Annotated in this window: 17 protein-coding genes and 4 tRNA genes; 17 read left to right on the top strand and 4 right to left on the bottom strand. The window is 69.9% G+C overall.

Annotation, left to right across the window (positions count from 1 at the left end):
- Window positions 1-45 precede the first annotated feature (45 nt).
- A complete protein-coding gene (locus IM770_RS02085; RefSeq protein ID WP_203579464.1) occupies window positions 46-585 on the top strand; it encodes a type II toxin-antitoxin system PemK/MazF family toxin in 540 nt (179 codons plus the stop codon).
- Window positions 586-648: 63 nt separating this feature from the next.
- On the opposite strand, the gene IM770_RS02080 is transcribed toward IM770_RS02085, so the two are convergent.
- Window positions 649-721: transfer RNA gene (locus tag IM770_RS02080), tRNA-Val, on the bottom strand.
- A gap of 157 nt (window positions 722-878) precedes the next feature.
- On the opposite strand from IM770_RS02080, the gene IM770_RS02075 reads away from it, so the two are divergent.
- The 3 genes from IM770_RS02075 to IM770_RS02065 all read left to right on the top strand — a co-directional run bounded on the left by IM770_RS02075 (window position 879) and on the right by IM770_RS02065 (window position 1,180).
- A tRNA-Gly gene (locus IM770_RS02075) sits at window positions 879-951 on the top strand.
- A 53-nt stretch (window positions 952-1,004) separates the two neighbouring features.
- Window positions 1,005-1,078, top strand: a tRNA-Cys gene (locus tag IM770_RS02070).
- Window positions 1,079-1,105: 27 nt separating this feature from the next.
- Window positions 1,106-1,180: transfer RNA gene (locus tag IM770_RS02065), tRNA-Val, on the top strand.
- Between the two features lie 41 nt (window positions 1,181-1,221).
- Here IM770_RS02065 and IM770_RS02060 read toward each other — a convergent pair.
- The gene (locus tag IM770_RS02060) at window positions 1,222-1,437 is read right to left on the bottom strand and encodes a KTSC domain-containing protein (protein WP_203579463.1); all 216 of its coding nucleotides are present in this window, start codon (window positions 1,435-1,437) and stop codon (window positions 1,222-1,224) included.
- A gap of 57 nt (window positions 1,438-1,494) precedes the next feature.
- On the opposite strand from IM770_RS02060, the gene IM770_RS02055 reads away from it, so the two are divergent.
- The 3 genes from IM770_RS02055 to IM770_RS02045 all read left to right on the top strand — a co-directional run bounded on the left by IM770_RS02055 (window position 1,495) and on the right by IM770_RS02045 (window position 4,915).
- Window positions 1,495-2,196: a DNA alkylation repair protein gene (locus IM770_RS02055; protein WP_203579462.1), complete on the top strand. Its 702-nt coding sequence runs from the start codon at window positions 1,495-1,497 to the stop codon at window positions 2,194-2,196.
- Between the two features lie 143 nt (window positions 2,197-2,339).
- On the top strand, window positions 2,340-4,334 hold the full coding sequence (gene thrS, locus IM770_RS02050; RefSeq protein ID WP_307785342.1) for a threonine--tRNA ligase: 1,995 nt from the start codon (window positions 2,340-2,342) through the stop codon (window positions 4,332-4,334).
- Window positions 4,331-4,915, top strand: coding sequence for an HIT family protein (locus tag IM770_RS02045; protein ID WP_203579461.1), 585 nt, complete (start codon window positions 4,331-4,333; stop codon window positions 4,913-4,915). The genes thrS and IM770_RS02045 overlap by 4 nt, the downstream gene beginning before the upstream one ends.
- 54 nt (window positions 4,916-4,969) lie before the next feature.
- Here IM770_RS02045 and pdxY read toward each other — a convergent pair whose 3' ends face one another.
- Together pdxY and IM770_RS02035 are read right to left on the bottom strand one after the other, a co-directional pair.
- The gene (gene pdxY, locus IM770_RS02040; RefSeq protein ID WP_203579460.1) at window positions 4,970-5,821 is read right to left on the bottom strand and encodes a pyridoxal kinase PdxY; all 852 of its coding nucleotides are present in this window, start codon (window positions 5,819-5,821) and stop codon (window positions 4,970-4,972) included.
- 7 nt (window positions 5,822-5,828) lie between these two features.
- Complete coding sequence (locus IM770_RS02035; RefSeq protein ID WP_203579459.1) at window positions 5,829-7,172, bottom strand: aminotransferase class I/II-fold pyridoxal phosphate-dependent enzyme; 1,344 nt, start codon at window positions 7,170-7,172, stop codon at window positions 5,829-5,831.
- 128 nt (window positions 7,173-7,300) lie between these two features.
- Here IM770_RS02035 and pdxS point away from each other — a divergent pair, with 128 nt between their 5' ends.
- The 10 genes from pdxS to secF all read left to right on the top strand — a co-directional run bounded on the left by pdxS (window position 7,301) and on the right by secF (window position 15,860).
- Entirely contained in the window at window positions 7,301-8,194 is an 894-nt protein-coding gene (gene pdxS, locus IM770_RS02030) for a pyridoxal 5'-phosphate synthase lyase subunit PdxS (RefSeq protein ID WP_203579458.1), read from the top strand.
- The gene (gene pdxT, locus IM770_RS02025) at window positions 8,188-8,793 is read left to right on the top strand and encodes a pyridoxal 5'-phosphate synthase glutaminase subunit PdxT (RefSeq protein WP_203579863.1); all 606 of its coding nucleotides are present in this window, start codon (window positions 8,188-8,190) and stop codon (window positions 8,791-8,793) included. Before pdxS ends, pdxT begins: the two co-directional genes overlap by 7 nt.
- 37 nt (window positions 8,794-8,830) lie before the next feature.
- Window positions 8,831-9,352, top strand: coding sequence for a hypothetical protein (locus IM770_RS02020; protein WP_203579457.1), 522 nt, complete (start codon window positions 8,831-8,833; stop codon window positions 9,350-9,352).
- Window positions 9,353-9,426: 74 nt separating this feature from the next.
- Window positions 9,427-10,188, top strand: coding sequence for a YebC/PmpR family DNA-binding transcriptional regulator (locus IM770_RS02015; RefSeq protein WP_203579456.1), 762 nt, complete (start codon window positions 9,427-9,429; stop codon window positions 10,186-10,188).
- Between the two features lie 69 nt (window positions 10,189-10,257).
- Window positions 10,258-10,836: a crossover junction endodeoxyribonuclease RuvC gene (ruvC, locus tag IM770_RS02010; protein ID WP_203579455.1), complete on the top strand. Its 579-nt coding sequence runs from the start codon at window positions 10,258-10,260 to the stop codon at window positions 10,834-10,836.
- 83 nt (window positions 10,837-10,919) lie between these two features.
- A complete protein-coding gene (gene ruvA / locus IM770_RS02005; protein ID WP_203579454.1) occupies window positions 10,920-11,546 on the top strand; it encodes a Holliday junction branch migration protein RuvA in 627 nt (208 codons plus the stop codon).
- Complete coding sequence (ruvB, locus tag IM770_RS02000) at window positions 11,539-12,564, top strand: Holliday junction branch migration DNA helicase RuvB (RefSeq protein WP_203579453.1); 1,026 nt, start codon at window positions 11,539-11,541, stop codon at window positions 12,562-12,564. The genes ruvA and ruvB overlap by 8 nt, the downstream gene beginning before the upstream one ends.
- Before the next feature lie 84 nt (window positions 12,565-12,648).
- Window positions 12,649-13,104, top strand: a complete 456-nt coding sequence (locus IM770_RS01995; protein WP_203579452.1) for a preprotein translocase subunit YajC — start codon at window positions 12,649-12,651, stop codon at window positions 13,102-13,104.
- Between the two features lie 45 nt (window positions 13,105-13,149).
- Complete coding sequence (gene secD / locus IM770_RS01990) at window positions 13,150-14,868, top strand: protein translocase subunit SecD (protein WP_203579451.1); 1,719 nt, start codon at window positions 13,150-13,152, stop codon at window positions 14,866-14,868.
- The gene (gene secF / locus IM770_RS01985) at window positions 14,868-15,860 is read left to right on the top strand and encodes a protein translocase subunit SecF (RefSeq protein ID WP_203579450.1); all 993 of its coding nucleotides are present in this window, start codon (window positions 14,868-14,870) and stop codon (window positions 15,858-15,860) included. Before secD ends, secF begins: the two co-directional genes overlap by 1 nt.
- Window positions 15,861-15,889 lie beyond the last annotated feature (29 nt).

Raw genomic sequence — 15,889 nt, 5'->3', positions numbered from 1 at the left:
GGCGCCCCTTCGCCGTGTCCGAGCCCGCCGCCCGACGCTCCTAGGATGACGTCTGTGACTCAGCAAAAGGGCCTGCGCGGCATCCTGAAGGGCTTCTTCCGGCCGCGAGGTGCGTCAGGTCCCTCTCCGTCCACAGACGTGCTCAGCGCACCGCTCGAGGGTCGTGGCGGCCGCGCGGCCACCGTCGAGGTGAGCCCGCCCAGGAAGGATGCGCTGCGCATCACGTACGCGCCCGATCACGACGGCGACCCCGACGCCGGCGAGATCATCTGGACGTGGGTCCCGTACGCCGAGAACGACGGCCGCGGCAAAGACCGCCCCGTGCTGGTGATCGGCCGGCAGAGCGACGAGCGGGTGTACGCCGTCCGGCTCACGAGCAGGTCGCATGACGGCGATCGCGATTTCCTGGGCCTCGGCACGGGCGACTGGGATGCGCAGGGCCGCCCGTCATGGGTCGACGTCGAACAGCTGTACAGCGTGCACCGCGACGGCATGCGCCGCGAGGCGGCGGCGCTCGACCTGGACCGGTTCGTGCGCGTCGCCGATGCCCTGCACCGCCGCTACGGCTGGGCGGTCGGCAGCTGACGCTCCTTCGGCGTGAGGACGAAGAAAGACCCGGCCACCGAGGTGGCCGGGTCTTCGTCGCGGTGGGCGATACCAGACTCGAACTGATGACCTCTTCCGTGTGAAGGAAGCGCGCTACCAACTGCGCCAATCGCCCGCACCCCCGAGGGGGACGAGTATCGATACTAGCGGATGCCGGAGGGTGGCTCGAACCACATCGGCGTGACACGCGCGGGGTGCGCCCGGTTTTGCACTCGCGGATTAGTGGGATAAAGTCTTTCAAGTGCCCGGGATGCGAATCCCGGAAACGAAATGCGGATGTAGCGCAGTTGGTAGCGCATCACCTTGCCAAGGTGAGGGTCGCGAGTTCGAGTCTCGTCATCCGCTCGAGTGCAGGGATCCCTTCCGGGGATCACGGCACGTGGGGTCAAACCACACGCGGTGGCGTGGCCGAGCGGCTAGGCACCGGCCTGCAAAGCCGTTTACACGGGTTCGAATCCCGTCGCCACCTCCACTCCCGGTCCCGACCGGAGTTCGACTCGGGCGATTGGCGCAGCGGTAGCGCGCTTCCCTGACACGGAAGAGGTCACTGGTTCGATCCCAGTATCGCCCACCACCTGAAACCCCCGGCTCGCCGGGGGTTTCGTCGTTCCCGGCTCAGCTGCGGAGGTGCTCGTCGGGATAGACGTGCCGGATGCGCTCGGCGAAGAATCGTCCCGCGCTCTCCGCGGCGAGCAGTCCTCGATGGATCGAGGGCGGCACCGCGTAGTAGCGGTACACCTCGCCCGATGTGAACGCGATCTCGAGCACGGCGGTGCCGGGGTCGTACCCGACCGAATCGATCGCCGACGAATCGACGTGCACGCGTCTCATCTCCTCGACCCTACGTCGGGCCTGTGCTTTCCCCGGCGGACCGCTAGCGTGTCGGGCATGAGCACAGCGCTCGCGGGCGATATCCGAGCGCACCTGCGCGCGGCCGCCGACCCTTCGCGGGCGGCCGGCCAGCAGGCGTACATGAAGTCGTCCATGCCGTTCCTCGGCGTCCGTGTTCCCGACGCACGCCGCGTCGCGAAGAACGCCGCGAAGGGGATGACGGATGCCGCGGCCCTGCGCGACACCGCCCTCGAGCTGTGGGATGCCGCCGCCCATCGCGAGGAGCGGTACGCGGCGATGGCGCTGCTCTCTCTCCGCCCCCTGCGCGGCGACCCGGCGCTCGTCCCCGTGATCGAGCACATGGTGCGGACCGGCCAATGGTGGGATTACACCGATGAGCTCGCGCATCGCCTCGCCGAGCTGCACGACGCCCACCCGGAAGGCACGGTCGCCCTCGTCCATGCGTGGGCCCGCGCCCACGATCTGTGGATCCGGCGCATCGCGATCCTGTCGCAGCTGGGCCGCGGCATCCGTCTCGATCGTGCGGTGCTGGTCGACGCCATCGAGCCCAATCTCATCGATCGCGAGTTCTTCATCCGCAAGGCCATCGGCTGGGCTCTGCGCGAGTACGCCCGGGTCGCGCCCGAGTGGGTGCGCGAGTACGTCGCACGCCGCCCGCTGAGCCCGCTGTCCCGGCGGGAGGCGCTCAAGCATCTGCCCGCCGACCAGGCGTCGAGCCGTGAGAGCGTCCGCGGCTAGACTCGGAGGGTGGAACTCGTCTGGTCGACCGCTGCGGCGGCACTCACGACCGGCACGCGAACGCTCGGTGCCTGAGCGGGCGGGGCGCGTCGTGCGCCCGAAGCTGAGTAGCCTTGATCCGAGCCATTCCCAGGAGAGTTTCCGTGACTGACGCTGTGTCCTATCCCGCCGACGGCTTCGCCCTGTTCCCCGACCGCTCCGTGGTCGCGCTTCGCGTGAACGGCGAGCTCAAAGACCTCGCGACGGTGGTGGAGCAGACGGATGCCGTCGAGCCCGTCACCATCGACAGCCCCGACGGCCTGTCGATCCTGCGCCACTCGACCGCCCACGTGCTGGCACAGGCGGTGCAGCGCATCAACCCGCAGGCGAACCTCGGCATCGGTCCGCCGATCACCGACGGCTTCTACTACGACTTCGGCGTGGAGCACCCGTTCACCCCCGAGGACCTCAAGGCCATCGACAAGGAGATGGCGCGCATCATCCGCGAGGGCCAGCGCTTCGTCCGCCGCGTCGTCAGCGACGAAGAGGCGCGCGTCGAGCTGGTCGACGAGCCCTTCAAGCTCGAGCTCATCGGCCTCAAAGGCGGGGGAGCGGAGAAGACCGAGGGCGCCTCGGTCGAGGTGGGCGCGGGCGAGCTCACGATCTACGACAACGTCGACCGCGACGGACAGACCGTGTGGAAGGACCTCTGCCGCGGTCCGCACCTGCCGAACACCCGCATGATCGGCAACGGCTGGGCGCTGCAGCGCATCGCCGGCGCGTACTGGCGCGGCAGCGAGAAGAACCCGCAGCTTCAGCGCATCTACGGCACTGCGTGGCCCAGCAAGGACGAGCTGCGCGCGTACCAGACCCGACTCGAAGAGGCCGCCAAGCGCGACCACCGCAAGCTGGGCAAGGACCTCGACCTGTTCTCGTTCCCCGACGAGATCGGCTCCGGCCTGTCGGTGTGGCACCCGCGCGGCGGCGTCGTCCGCGGCGAGATGGAGCAGCACGCGCGTCGCCGCCACATCGAGGGCGGCTACACCTACGTGTACACGCCGCACATCTCGAAGGAGGACCTGTTCCTCACCTCGAACCATCTCGTCACGTACAAGGAGGGCATGTTCCCGCCCATCGTGATGGACGAGGAGCGCGACGAGCACGGCGAGATCACCAAGCACGGCCAGGACTACTACCTGAAGCCGATGAACTGCCCGATGCACATCCTCATCTACAAGGAGCGTGCGCGCAGCTACCGCGACCTTCCGATGCGCCTGGCGGAGAACGGCACGGTCTATCGCAACGAGCTGTCGGGAGCGCTGCACGGCCTGACCCGCGTGCGCGGCTTCACCCAGGACGACTCGCACCTCTTCGTCACCCCCGAGCAGCTCGAAACGGAGACCAGCCGCGTCCTCGATTTCGTCATCTCGATGCTGCGCGACTTCGGCCTCGACGACTTCGAGCTCGAGCTGTCGATGCGCGACGACGAGAAGGACAAGTGGATCGGCTCGGACGAGTTCTGGGACTACTCCACGAACGCGCTCCGCAACGTCGCCGTCGCGAGCGGCCTGAAGCTCACCGAGGTCCCCGGCGAGGCCGCGTTCTACGGCCCGAAGATCGACCTCAAGACCCGTGACGCGATCGGTCGCACCTGGCAGTTGTCGACCGTCCAGGTCGACCCGAATCTGCCGGAGCGCTTCGAGCTGGAGTACACCGATCGCGACGGCCAGAAGAAGCGGCCGATCATGATCCACCGCGCGCTGTTCGGCTCGATCGAGCGCTTCTTCGCGATCCTGCTCGAGCACTACGCCGGAGCGTTCCCGGTGTGGCTGTCGCCGGTGCAGGTGGTGGGCATCCCCGTCGCCGAGGACTTCGCGGACTACCTGGGCGAGGTCATCGACCGGTTGAAGGCCGAGGGCGTGCGCGCCGAGCTCGACCACTCCGACGATCGCATGCAGAAGAAGATCCGCACGCACACCACCCAGAAGGTGCCGCTGCAGCTCATCGCCGGCGCGCAGGACCAGTCGGCCGGCACGGTGTCTTTCCGCTTCCGCGACGGCACCCAGGAGAACGGCGTCCCGATCGCCGACGCGGTCCGCCGCGTCCGCGAGGCGATCGCGTCGCACGCACTGGTGAACACCGCCGAGGACTTCGCGTGAGTCACGTCGACGACGCCGGGTCGGGCACTCCGGAGACGGATGCCGTCGACCCGGCGCTCGTCGACGCTGCGACGCTCCCCGGCGTGCCCGACGAGTTCCAGCGCCTGTGGACCCCCCACCGGATGGCCTACATCCAGGCGGGCCCCGAGGTGCTGCGCAAGGAGTGCCCGTTCTGCGAGGCCCCGCGCAAGTCCGACGAGGACGGTCTCATCGTCTTCCGCGGGCGCACCGCGTACGCGCTGCTGAACCTCTTCCCGTACAACTCGGGCCACCTGCTGATCTGCCCGTACCGCCACATCGCGACGTACGACCAGGCGACCGACGACGAGGTCGCCGAGATCGGCCTGCTCACCCAGCAGGGCATGCGGGTGCTCCGTGAGGTCTCCCGCTGCGACGGCTTCAACATCGGCATGAACCAGGGTCACGTCGCGGGGGCCGGTGTCGACGAGCACCTCCATCAGCACATCGTGCCGAGGTGGGGTTCCGACGCGAACTTCTTCCCGATCATCGCCAAGACCAAGGCGCTGCCGCAGCTTCTCGGCGACGTGCGGCGCGTGATCTTCGACGCCTGGAACGCCTGACGCCGCGGAGGATGACGGATGCCGCGGCCCGCGGCATCCGTTCGGTTCCGGCTCTCACCTGACCCGGGTGACCTCGAACTGCAGGCGGGGATTCGCGTAGGCGTCCTGCGACTCGACGAGCTGCAGCTCGCGCTCGCCCGATGCGTGGGTGCGCTCGAGCAGGTCGTAGACGCTCGAGGTGGTGCGCGCCAGCGCGTCGGCGGCGTCGCCGGTGCGGCGGAAGTGCGCGGTGAACAGCGCCGCCGTGACGTCGCCCGAGCCGTTGGCCTTCATCGGGATGTGGGGGGTCTGCACGATCCACGCCCCGGCGTCGGTCACCGCGAGCATCTCGATGGTGCCCGCGGGGCGGTCGGGCCGCTCCACGCTCGTGACCAGCACCGTGCGCGGACCCATCTCGCGGGCGAGATCGGCCGAGGCGAGCGTCGACTCGAGGTCGGACGGGTCGGTCTCGGTGAGGAACCCGAGCTCGAACTGGTTCGGGGTGATGATGTCGGCGGCGGGCACGACACGGTCGCGCAGCAGCACCGGGATCGCCGGCGCCACGAAGCAGCCGGACTTCGCGTTGCCCATGACCGGGTCGCACGCGTAGATCGCCGAGGGGTTGGCCTGCTTGACCTTCGCGACGGCCTCGAGGATCACATCGGCGATCCCCTCGCCGCCCTGATAGCCCGAGAGCACCACGTCGACCCGCGGGAAGACACCGCGCTCCTCGATGCCGGTGATGACGTCGCGGACGTCGTCGGGGCTGATGAGGGGGCCGCGCCATGCGCCGTAGCCGGTGTGATTCGAGAAGTTCACCGTGTACACCGGCATGACCTCGACGCCGATGCGCTGGAGCGGGAAGACGGCGGCGGAGTTGCCGACGTGACCGTAGGCGACCGCGGACTGGATCGAGAGGATCTTCACCGCTCGATCATGCCACTTCCCGCCTGGCGAGCCGTCCACCGGCGGCGCGCACGGCCGCGGCGACGTCGTCGGCGAGCCGGGCGGCGTCGTCGGCGTCGAGATCGTGCACCGTGAGCCGCAGACGGTGCGACGGCCCGTCGTCGCCGAGCACGAACTCGTCGCCGGCGCGCGGCAGCCACCCGCGCCGCATCAGCTGCTCCGACACCGCACGGGCGGGCACCGGCAGCGGTATCCACAGGTTGAGACCGTCGCCGGCATCGGCAGGCACCCCCGCCGCCGTGAGCAGGTCTACGAACGCCGCGTTGCGCTGCGCGTAGCGGACACCCGCGCGCTCGATCGCGGCCATGGTCGCGGCATCCGTCACCAGCGTGTGGGTGAGCCGCTGCAGCAGGTGGCTCACCCAGGTCGTGCCGGGCGTGAGGCGCATCGCGAGCCGCTCCGCCGTCTCGGGGTCGGATGCCGTCACTGCCAGGCACATGTCGGGGCCGAGGAACTTCGAGACCGACCGCACGAGTGCCCAGCGGCGGTGCGCGGCGCTGATCAGCGAGTGGAACGGCTGCTGCGACAGGAGAGAGAAGTGGTCGTCCTCGATGACGAGGACGTAGGGGTGCGCGCGGAGCACGGCACGGAGGTCTTCGGCCCGCCGCGCCGACAGGCTGGCGCCCGTCGGGTTCTGGGCGCGGGGGGTGTGCACGACGGCGCGCACGCCCGAGTCCAGCGCGGCACGGAGACCCTCGACCGTCATCCCCTCGTCGTCGACGGGGACGGGAACGGGCCGATAGCCGCCGATCCGCACGGTGTGGATGCTCGTCAGGAAGCACGGGTCTTCCAGGGCGACCGCGTCGTCGCGGGTGAGCGCCTGCGCCAGCAGCCGCTCCACAGCGTCGGCCGCGCCGCTGGTGATCGTCAGGCGCATGTCGACCTCGGGCGCGAGATCTTCGCGCATCCACCCGCGTGCCCAGGCCTCCAGCCCGGGATCGATCACGGGCTCGCCGTAGAGCACGGGACGCCCCGCCATTCCGGCCAGCGCGAAGGACGGGTCGGGGATCAGCTCCGCGTCGGGGTTGCCCGTGCCGACGTCGCGCAGCACGCTGCCGGCGGCGAAGCCTTCCTGCGCGACGGGGGAGAGGTCGGCGACGCGCGTGCCGCCTCGTCCGCGCGTGACGACGACGCCCGCCTGTGTGAGCTGGCGATAGGCGGCGACGACGGTGTTGCGATTCACGCCGAGCTGGTCTGCCAGAGCGCGCACCGGCGGGATCGCGTCGCCGGGATGCAGGTCGCCGCGCTCGATGAGACCGCGAAGGCTCTCCGCGATCTCCGCCGCGGATCGCCCGCTGATGTCGAGATCCATGCCCGCCCCTCCGTCGCTTCCCGCCCTCGCCCGAGTGTAGGTCCCAGCACATGCTATCTTTTGGCCTAGGCCAATACCCGCATTGTCCTCACTCGTTGCGCCGCGCGCGCCGATCGAAGGGAAAGCTCGTGACCACTGCTGCCGACACGGGAACCGACCGCGTCAAGCGCGGACTCGCCGAGATGCTCAAGGGCGGCGTCATCATGGACGTCGTCACCGCCGACCAGGCCAAGATCGCCGAAGACGCCGGCGCCGTCGCCGTCATGGCCCTCGAGCGCGTGCCCGCCGACATCCGTGCGCAGGGCGGCGTCGCGCGCATGAGCGACCCCGACCTCATCGACGACATCGTCGCGTCGGTCTCCATCCCCGTCATGGCCAAGGCGCGCATCGGGCACTTCGTCGAGGCGCAGGTGCTGCAGGAGCTCGGCGTCGACTACATCGACGAGTCCGAGGTGCTCTCGCCGGCCGACTACGTCAACCACATCGACAAGTGGAAGTTCACCGTTCCGTTCGTGTGCGGCGCGACCAACCTCGGCGAGGCGCTGCGCCGCATCAACGAGGGCGCGGCGATGATCCGCTCCAAGGGCGAGGCAGGCACGGGCGACGTGTCGGAGGCGACGAAGCACATCCGCAAGATCTCCAGCGAGATCAACGTGCTCCGCTCGATGACCAAGGACGAGCTGTACGTCGCCGCCAAGGAGCTGCAGGCGCCGTACGACCTGGTCGCAGAGATCGCCGAGACCGGCAAGCTCCCCGTGGTGCTGTTCGTGGCGGGTGGCGTGGCGACGCCCGCCGACGCGGCCATGATGATGCAGCTCGGCGCAGACGGCGTCTTCGTCGGCTCGGGCATCTTCAAGTCGGGCAACCCCGCCGAGCGCGCGGCCGCCATCGTGAAGGCGACCACCTTCTACGACGACCCGAAGGTGATCGCGGAGGTCTCGCGGGGCCTCGGCGAGGCGATGGTCGGGATCAACGTCGCCGATCTCGCCGCCCCGCACCGGCTGGCCGAGCGCGGCTGGTGACCACGACGCGGCCCAGGGTCGGAGTCCTCGCGCTGCAGGGCGACGTCCGTGAGCACGCGCGCGTGCTCACGGACCTCGGGGCGGACGTGACGACGGTGCGCCGGCCCGCGGAGCTCGCGGCCGTGGACGGGCTGGTGCTGCCGGGCGGCGAGTCGAGCGTGATCGACAAGCTGTCGCGCGCCTTCGGCATGCGCGAGCCCGTCCGCGACGCGATCGCCGGCGGCCTGCCGGTCTACGGCACGTGCGCCGGCCTCATCCTCCTCGCGGACCGCATCACCGACGGCATCGAAGGGCAGCGGACGTTCGGCGGGCTCGATGTCAGGGTGCGCCGCAACGCCTTCGGCAGTCAGGTCGACTCGTTCGAGGTCGATCTCGACGTGCCCGTGCTCGACGACCCGCCGGTCCACGCCGTCTTCATCCGCGCGCCGCTCGTCGAGGAGGCCGGCGACGGCGTCGAGCGGCTCGCGACACTGGACGACGGCCGGATCGTGGCTGTGCGCCAGGGCGCTCTGCTGGGCACCGCGTTCCACCCCGAGGTCAGCGGCGAGCACCGCTTCCACGCCCTGTTCCTCGACATGGTGCGCGAGCGGAGCCGCTGACCCGGGTCGACGGGCGCGGCGGGGTAGATTCTGACTCATGACGATCAACGACTGGTGGCGCGAGCATCCCGAGGAGCGCTACTGGATGATCGCGCCTTCTCGCGGCGTCGTCGGCGACGCCCTGTCGGCGCCCAAGGCCGCGGAGGAGCGCCGCTTCGAGTGGTCGCACGAGCTGGTCGGATTCACCGAACCCGGCGACACGCTGTTCGTATGGGACCGCACGCTGCCCGTGCCCGGCATCGCCGCGTGGGGCCGCGTGCTCGGCCCCCTGGGCGAGGAGCAGCGAGACCGCCGCGGCGACGACCTGCCGCACTGGCGAATGCCGATCAGCGACACCCTGCGCCTCGCCTCGCCGATCACGCTCCCGAACCTGCGGCGCGTCGGCGGCGAGATCGTCGCGGTGCGCGACCGCGTGGAGCAGCTGACCGAGGGGCCCGTGTACTTCCCCTTCATCGGGTCCGCCGAGACACTGGCGCCCGCGCCTGCGTATCTGACGAAGGTGCCGCGTGACCTCGTGGCACTGCTGTCGTCGCGCTTCGGCTTCGAGTTCGCCCTCTAGGGCAGGGATAAACTAGTCCGTCGGGGTGAGGCGTTCGAGCGCCCGCACCCGACGAGCGTGAATTCAGGAGGACCATGTCCGGGCATTCCAAGTGGGCGACGACCAAGCACAAGAAGGCCGTCATCGACGCGCGCCGTGCGAAGTCGTGGGCCAAGCTCATCAAGAACATCGAAGTGGCCGCCAAGCTCGGCGGACCCGACCTGCAGGGCAACCCGACCCTCTTCGACGCCGTGCTCAAGGCGAAGAAGACCTCGGTCCCGAAGGACAACATCGACCGCGCGATCAAGCGCGGCGCGGGCATCGGCGGCGAGTCCGTCGAGTACTCGTCGATCATGTACGAGGGGTACGGCCCCAACGGCGTCGCGCTCATGATCGAGTGTCTGACCGACAACAAGAACCGCGCGGCGGCCGAGGTGCGCACCGCGCTCACGCGCAACGGCGGCACGCTGGCCGACCCGGGCAGCGTCGCGTACAACTTCACCCGCAAGGGCGTGATCGTCGTCGGCGGCGAAGGCACCAGCGAGGACGATGTCATGCTGGCGGTGCTCGAGGCCGGCGCCGAAGAGGTCGAGCCGCACGCGCAGGGCTTCGAGGTCATCACCGAGGCCTCCGACCTCGTGACGGTCCGCTCCGCACTGCAGGATGCCGGGATCGACTACGAGTCCGCCGACGTGGAGTTCGTGCCCAACCTCAAGGTCGAGGTGGACGCCGACACCGCTCGCAAGGTGTTCCGCCTGATCGACGCCCTCGAGGACAGCGACGACGTCCAGAACGTCTACAGCAACTTCGACCTCACCGCCGAGGTGCAGGCCGAGCTCGAGGACGACGAGGACTGATTCGACGACGGATGCCGCGGCCAGGCGCGCCTGGCCGCGGCGTCCGTCGTCCTCGCCTAGCGTGGGGGAGTGCCCACCGGAACCTCTCGCGGTCGTCTTCGCGTACTCGGCGTGGACCCCGGGCTCACGCGCTGCGGCGTCGGCGTCGTCGACGTCGCGCCCGATCGCTCGGCGAGCCTCGTGCACCTGGGCGTCGTGCGCTCGGATCCCGGCGCTCCGATCGAAGAGCGCCTGGCGGTGATCGCGGCGGGGCTGCGCGCCGTGCTCGACGCGCACCGTCCCGACGTCGTCGCGGTCGAGCGCGTGTTCGCCCAGCACAATCGCCAGACCGTCATGGGCACCGCGCAGGCGAGCGGCATCGCGCTGCTCGTGGCCGGAGAGCGCGGGCTCTCCGCGGCCACGCACACGCCGTCCGAGGTGAAGGCCGCGATCACCGGATACGGCAACGCCGACAAGCGGCAGGTGCAGACCATGGTCGCGCGGGTGCTGCGCCTGGACGAGCTGCCCAAGCCCGCCGACGCCGCGGACGCGCTCGCGCTGGCGCTGTGTCACGCGTGGCGCGGCGCACCGACCGCAGCGAAGTCGTCGGGCTCGCTCACCCCCGCGCAGCGCGCGTGGGCGGACGCCGAGCGACTCGCGCGGCGCTGAGGCGGAGCGACTCGCTCGGCGCTGCCCCTCGACCGGCGCGTGTCGCTCGAACAAACGTCCGAACCGCCCCGTAGGCTCGAGGCATGATCTCCTCAGTCCGCGGCACCGCCGTGCACGTCGATGCGGATGCGGTCGTGGTCGAGGTGGGAGGCGTCGGCCTCCACGTCGCCGTGACACCGCAGGTGGCACGCACCACGCACGTGGGCGATGCGCTCACGCTGCACACCTCGCTCATCGTGCGAGAGGACGCGCTGTCGCTGTTCGGCTTCGAGTCGAGGGAAGAGCTCGTGGTCTTCGGACTGCTTCTGGGCGTCACCGGTGTGGGGCCCAAGTCCGCGCTCGGCGTACTGGCGACGCTCACGGTGCCGCAGATCGCAGATGCGGTGGCCGCCGACGACGACGCCCCGTTCCGACGGGTGTCGGGGATCGGTCCCAAGACGGCCAAGCTGATCGTGGTCCAGCTCGCCGGCAAGATCGCTGCGACCCGTCCGGCGGGTGCGACCGGATCGGATGCCGCGGCCGCCGCGGGCGTCCCCGCACAGGTCGTGCAGGCCCTGGTGAGCCTCGGCTGGTCCGAGCGCCTGGCGGCCGAGGCGGTCGACACGGTGGCCGGCGAGGCGTCGGAGGCGGAGCGCGCCTCGGTGCCCGCGCTGCTGCGCCGCACGCTCGCGGCACTGGGCCCCGCACGCAAGGAGACCGTCGGTGGCTGACGTCCGCGAGGCCGGCGAGCCGGTCGACGAGAGCGAGCTCGCGATCGAGGGCGCCCTGCGACCGACGTCGCTGGCGGAGTTCGTCGGCCAGCAGAAGGTGCGCGGCCAGATGCAGCTGCTGCTCGACGCGGCGCGGATCCAGCAGCGCCCCGCCGACCACATCCTGCTCTCCGGCCCTCCCGGGCTCGGCAAGACGACGCTCGCCATGATCGTGGCGCACGAGAGCGGCCGCCCGCTGCGGCTGTCGAGCGGCCCGGCGATCCAGCACGCGGGCGATCTCGCGGCACTCCTGTCCAGCCTCACGCCCGGCGAGGTGCTGTTCATCGACGAGGTGCACCGCATGGCGCGCTCCGCGGAAGAGATGCTGTACCTCGCGATGGAGGACTTCCGCATCGACATCATGGTCGGCAAGGGCGCCGGCGCGACCAGCATCCCGCTGGATCTGGCGCCGTTCACGCTGGTCGGCGCGACCACGCGGTCGGGGCTGCTGCCCAACCCGCTGCGCGACCGCTTCGGCTTCACGGCGCACCTGGAGTTCTACGAGCCGGAAGAGCTCGAGCGCGTGATCGAGCGATCCGCCGTCATGCTCGGGGTGACCCTTCCGCCAGCCGCACGCGCCGAGATCGCCCGGCGTTCGCGCGGCACGCCGCGCATCGCCAACCGCCTGCTGCGGCGCGTGCGCGACTACCTCGTGGTCCATGGCCGGACGGGCGCCGACATCGCCGCGGTCGACGCGGCCCTCGACCTGTACGACGTCGACCGCATCGGCCTCGACCGGCTCGACCGTGCCGTGCTCGACGCCCTCGTGCGCCGATTCCGCGGCGGACCGGTGGGCCTCAGCACCCTCGCGGTCGCGGTCGGCGAGGAGCCCGACACGATCGAGTCGGTCGTCGAGCCCTACCTCGTCCGCATCGGCTTCATGGGGCGCACTCCGCGTGGCCGCATCGCGATGCCCGAGGCGTACGGCCACCTGGGGGTGCCGCTGGTCGACTCGGTGCTGGGATTCGATGACCTATAATCGCTGGAGGCTTTCGCCCACCCTCCTCCTGCAAGGCAGCGCCGCCCCGGCGCTCGCCTGACCCGAAAGGCGCTTCCGGCTCCCATGGACCTCGCTACCTTCCTGAGCAACTACGGCCTCATCATCCTGCTGGTCGTGCTCCTCGTCTTCATGTTCTGGAGCTCCCGTCGCCGCATGCAGAAGCAGAAGCTCGAGCAGGAGGAGAAGGCCCGTCAGACGGTCCCCGGCTCCGAGGTGCTGCTGCAGGGCGGCCTCTACGGCACGATCGTCGCGTACGACCCCGAGAACCTGGACCAGCCCGCCATCGTCGAGCTCGCGCCGGGCGTCGAGATCAAGGTCCACAGCCAGGCGATCCTGCGGGTCGTGACGCCGGGCGCGGGCGCGGTCACCGAGGACGAGTACCTCGCCGCCGAGGAGAGCCACGCCGAGTACGCCGAGGGCGTCGCCAACGGCGACATCACCTCGATCAGCGACGACCAGAGCGCCGCCAAGGACAAGAGCGACCCCGACACCGAGTCCGGCACCAAGTCGCAGGGCTGAGGCCCTTTCCCTCCGCCCGCTCGGGCGTCTCGAGAAAGCACAAACGTGGCGACATCCACTCCCGTCCGGCATGCATGGCGCGCGCTGACCGGACTCCTCGCGATCACCGCGCTGCTGTTCGGCATCAACGCCCTGGGCGTCTACGTCTTCGGACAGAGCTCGTGGACCCCGGCACTCGCCCTCGACCTCCAGGGCGGTACGCAGATCGTCCTCGAGGCGCAGACCGAGGACGGCGCCGACCCGTCGGCGGAGCAGATGCAGCAGGCTGTGACGATCATCCGTCAGCGCGTCGACGCCTCGGGCGTCGGCGAGGCCGATGTCACCACGCAGGGCGGCAACCAGATCGTCGTGCAGATCCCCGGCCAGGCCGACGAGGAGACGCGCAACCGCATCGAGGCGTCGGCGCAGCTCCAGCTGCGCGCGGTGCTCTACGCGGGCGACCCGGCGACCGAGTTCGTCGGCGAGGACGGCAACGCCACCCCGTACCCGACGCCCGACCCGTCGCTGCAGGCGACGCCGACGACCGCGCCGACCGACGGCAGCGACACGGCGTGGATCACCCCGGCGCTGCAGGCCGAGTTCCTCGCGTACGACTGCGCCGACCCGAGCAACGACCCGGCGAACGCCCCGGCCGACGAACCGCTCATCACGTGCGACGCCGAAGGCACCGTCAAGTACATCCTCGGCCCCGTGGAGCTCGACGGCTCGTCGATCGATGACGCGACCTTCGGCATCCAGCAGAACAACGGCCTGTGGGCGGTGAACCTCTCGTTCGACGCCGAGGGCACCACCACCTTCGGCGAGATCAGCCAGCGCCTGTACGGCGCGAACCCGCCGCTCAACCAGTTCGCGTTCGTGCTCGACGGCTACGTGCTCTCGGCGCCGTCGATGAACGGCGTCATCATGGACGGCAAGCCGAGCATCACGGGCAGCTTCACCCAGGAGACCGCCAAGGTGCTCGCCGACCAGCTGAAGTACGGCGCCCTGCCGCTGAGCTTCACGGTCGAGAGCTCCAACTCCATCTCGGCCACGCTCGGCTCGCAGCAGCTGCAGATCGGCCTGATCGCCGGCCTCATCGGTCTCGCGCTCGTCGCGATCTACTCGCTCATCGTGTACCGCGCGCTCGGCTTCATCATCATCGCGTCGCTCGCCGTGATGGCGGTGCTGACTTACATCACGCTGTGCATCCTGGCGTGGCGCATGGGCTTCCGCCTGTCCCTCGCGGGCGTCGCCGGCCTCATCGTGACGATCGGCTTCACGGCCGACTCGTTCATCGTGTACTTCGAGCGCATCCGCGACGAGCTGCGCGACGGCAAGTCGATCACCGCTGCCGTCGAGGACGGCTGGGGCCGCGCGAAGCGCACGATCTACATCTCGAAGTCGATCAACATCCTCGCGGCGGTGGTGCTGTACATCCTCGCCGACTCGACGGTGAAGGGCTTCGCCTTCACGCTCGGTCTCACGACGGCGATCGACGTCCTCATCTTCGTGCTGTTCACGCACCCGGTGCTGCAGCTGCTGGCGCGTACGCGGTTCTTCGGGTCGGGGCATCCGCTGTCCGGTCTCGATCCGACCGCGCTCGGCGCCGTCTACCGCGGCCGCGCGCAGTTCCGCGACCCGGTGCTCGCCTCGGGCGCAGCCAGCCGCCGCAGCGCCAAGGCCCGCGGCGAGGCCGCGCGGCGCCAGACGATCGCCGAACGCAAGCAGGCCGAACTGGCGGCCGCCGACAAACCCGGCACAACCGCCAAGGAGGGAGACGACTGATGCGCTCCATGAGCCAGTTCGGCAACGACCTCTACACCGGCAAGACGTCCTTCCCGTTCGTCGGCCGTCGCAACCTGTGGTTCCTCATCGCGGCGATCCTCGTGATCGGCTCGGCGCTGGTGCCGCTCCTGCGCCCGATCCAGTTCTCCATCGAGTTCACGGGCGGCTCGCAGTTCACGGTGAACGGCGTCGCCGCACCGGTCGACCAGTCGCTCGCGACGGACGCGGTGCTGTCCGTCGTGCCGGAGGCCACCACCAAGGTGGTCACGATCGGCGAGGACGCCGTCCGCGTCCAGACCGATCAGATGACGGATGCCGAGAGCCGCGAGGTCTCCGCGGCCCTCGCCGAGGCCTACGACGTGCCCGAGAGCGAAGTCAGCTACGCCTTCATCGGCCCCAGCTGGGGTGCCGACGTCACCCGCCAGTCGCTGTGGGGCCTGGCGATCTTCCTCGCGCTGACGGCCATCATCCTGGCGCTGTACTTCCGCACCTGGAAGATGTCGCTCTCGGCGATCATCGGCCTGGTGGACGTGCTCATCATCACGATCGGCATCTACGCCCTGTTCGGGTTCGAGATCTCGCCGGCCGCCGTCATCGGCTTCCTCACGATCCTCTCGTATGCGCTCTACGACACGACTGTCGTGTTCGACAAGATCAGGGAGAACACCAGCGAGGACGGCGAGGTATCCGGCCGCACGTTCGGCGAGTCAGTGAACCTCGCGGTGAACCAGACGCTCGTGCGCTCGATCAACACCACCGTCGTGGCGATCCTGCCCACCGGCGCGATCCTGTTCATCGGCCTCATCTGGGTCGGCGCGCAGACGCTGACCGACCTATCGCTCTCGATCTTCGTGGGAACGATCGTGGCCGCATACTCGACGATCTTCGTCGCTGCGCCGCTCTACTCGCTCCTGCGCGAGCGGGAGCCGTCGATCAAGACGCGCGACGCGCGCGTGCTGGCGGCGCGCGAGCTCGCCGGCACCCCGGCGTGAGCGTACGGGGCGCGGGCGTAGGATTGTGA

Source organism: Microbacterium hibisci (assembly GCF_015278255.1).
Taxonomy (GTDB): domain Bacteria; phylum Actinomycetota; class Actinomycetes; order Actinomycetales; family Microbacteriaceae; genus Microbacterium; species Microbacterium hibisci.
This window is presented reverse-complemented; position numbering and strand designations above follow the sequence as displayed.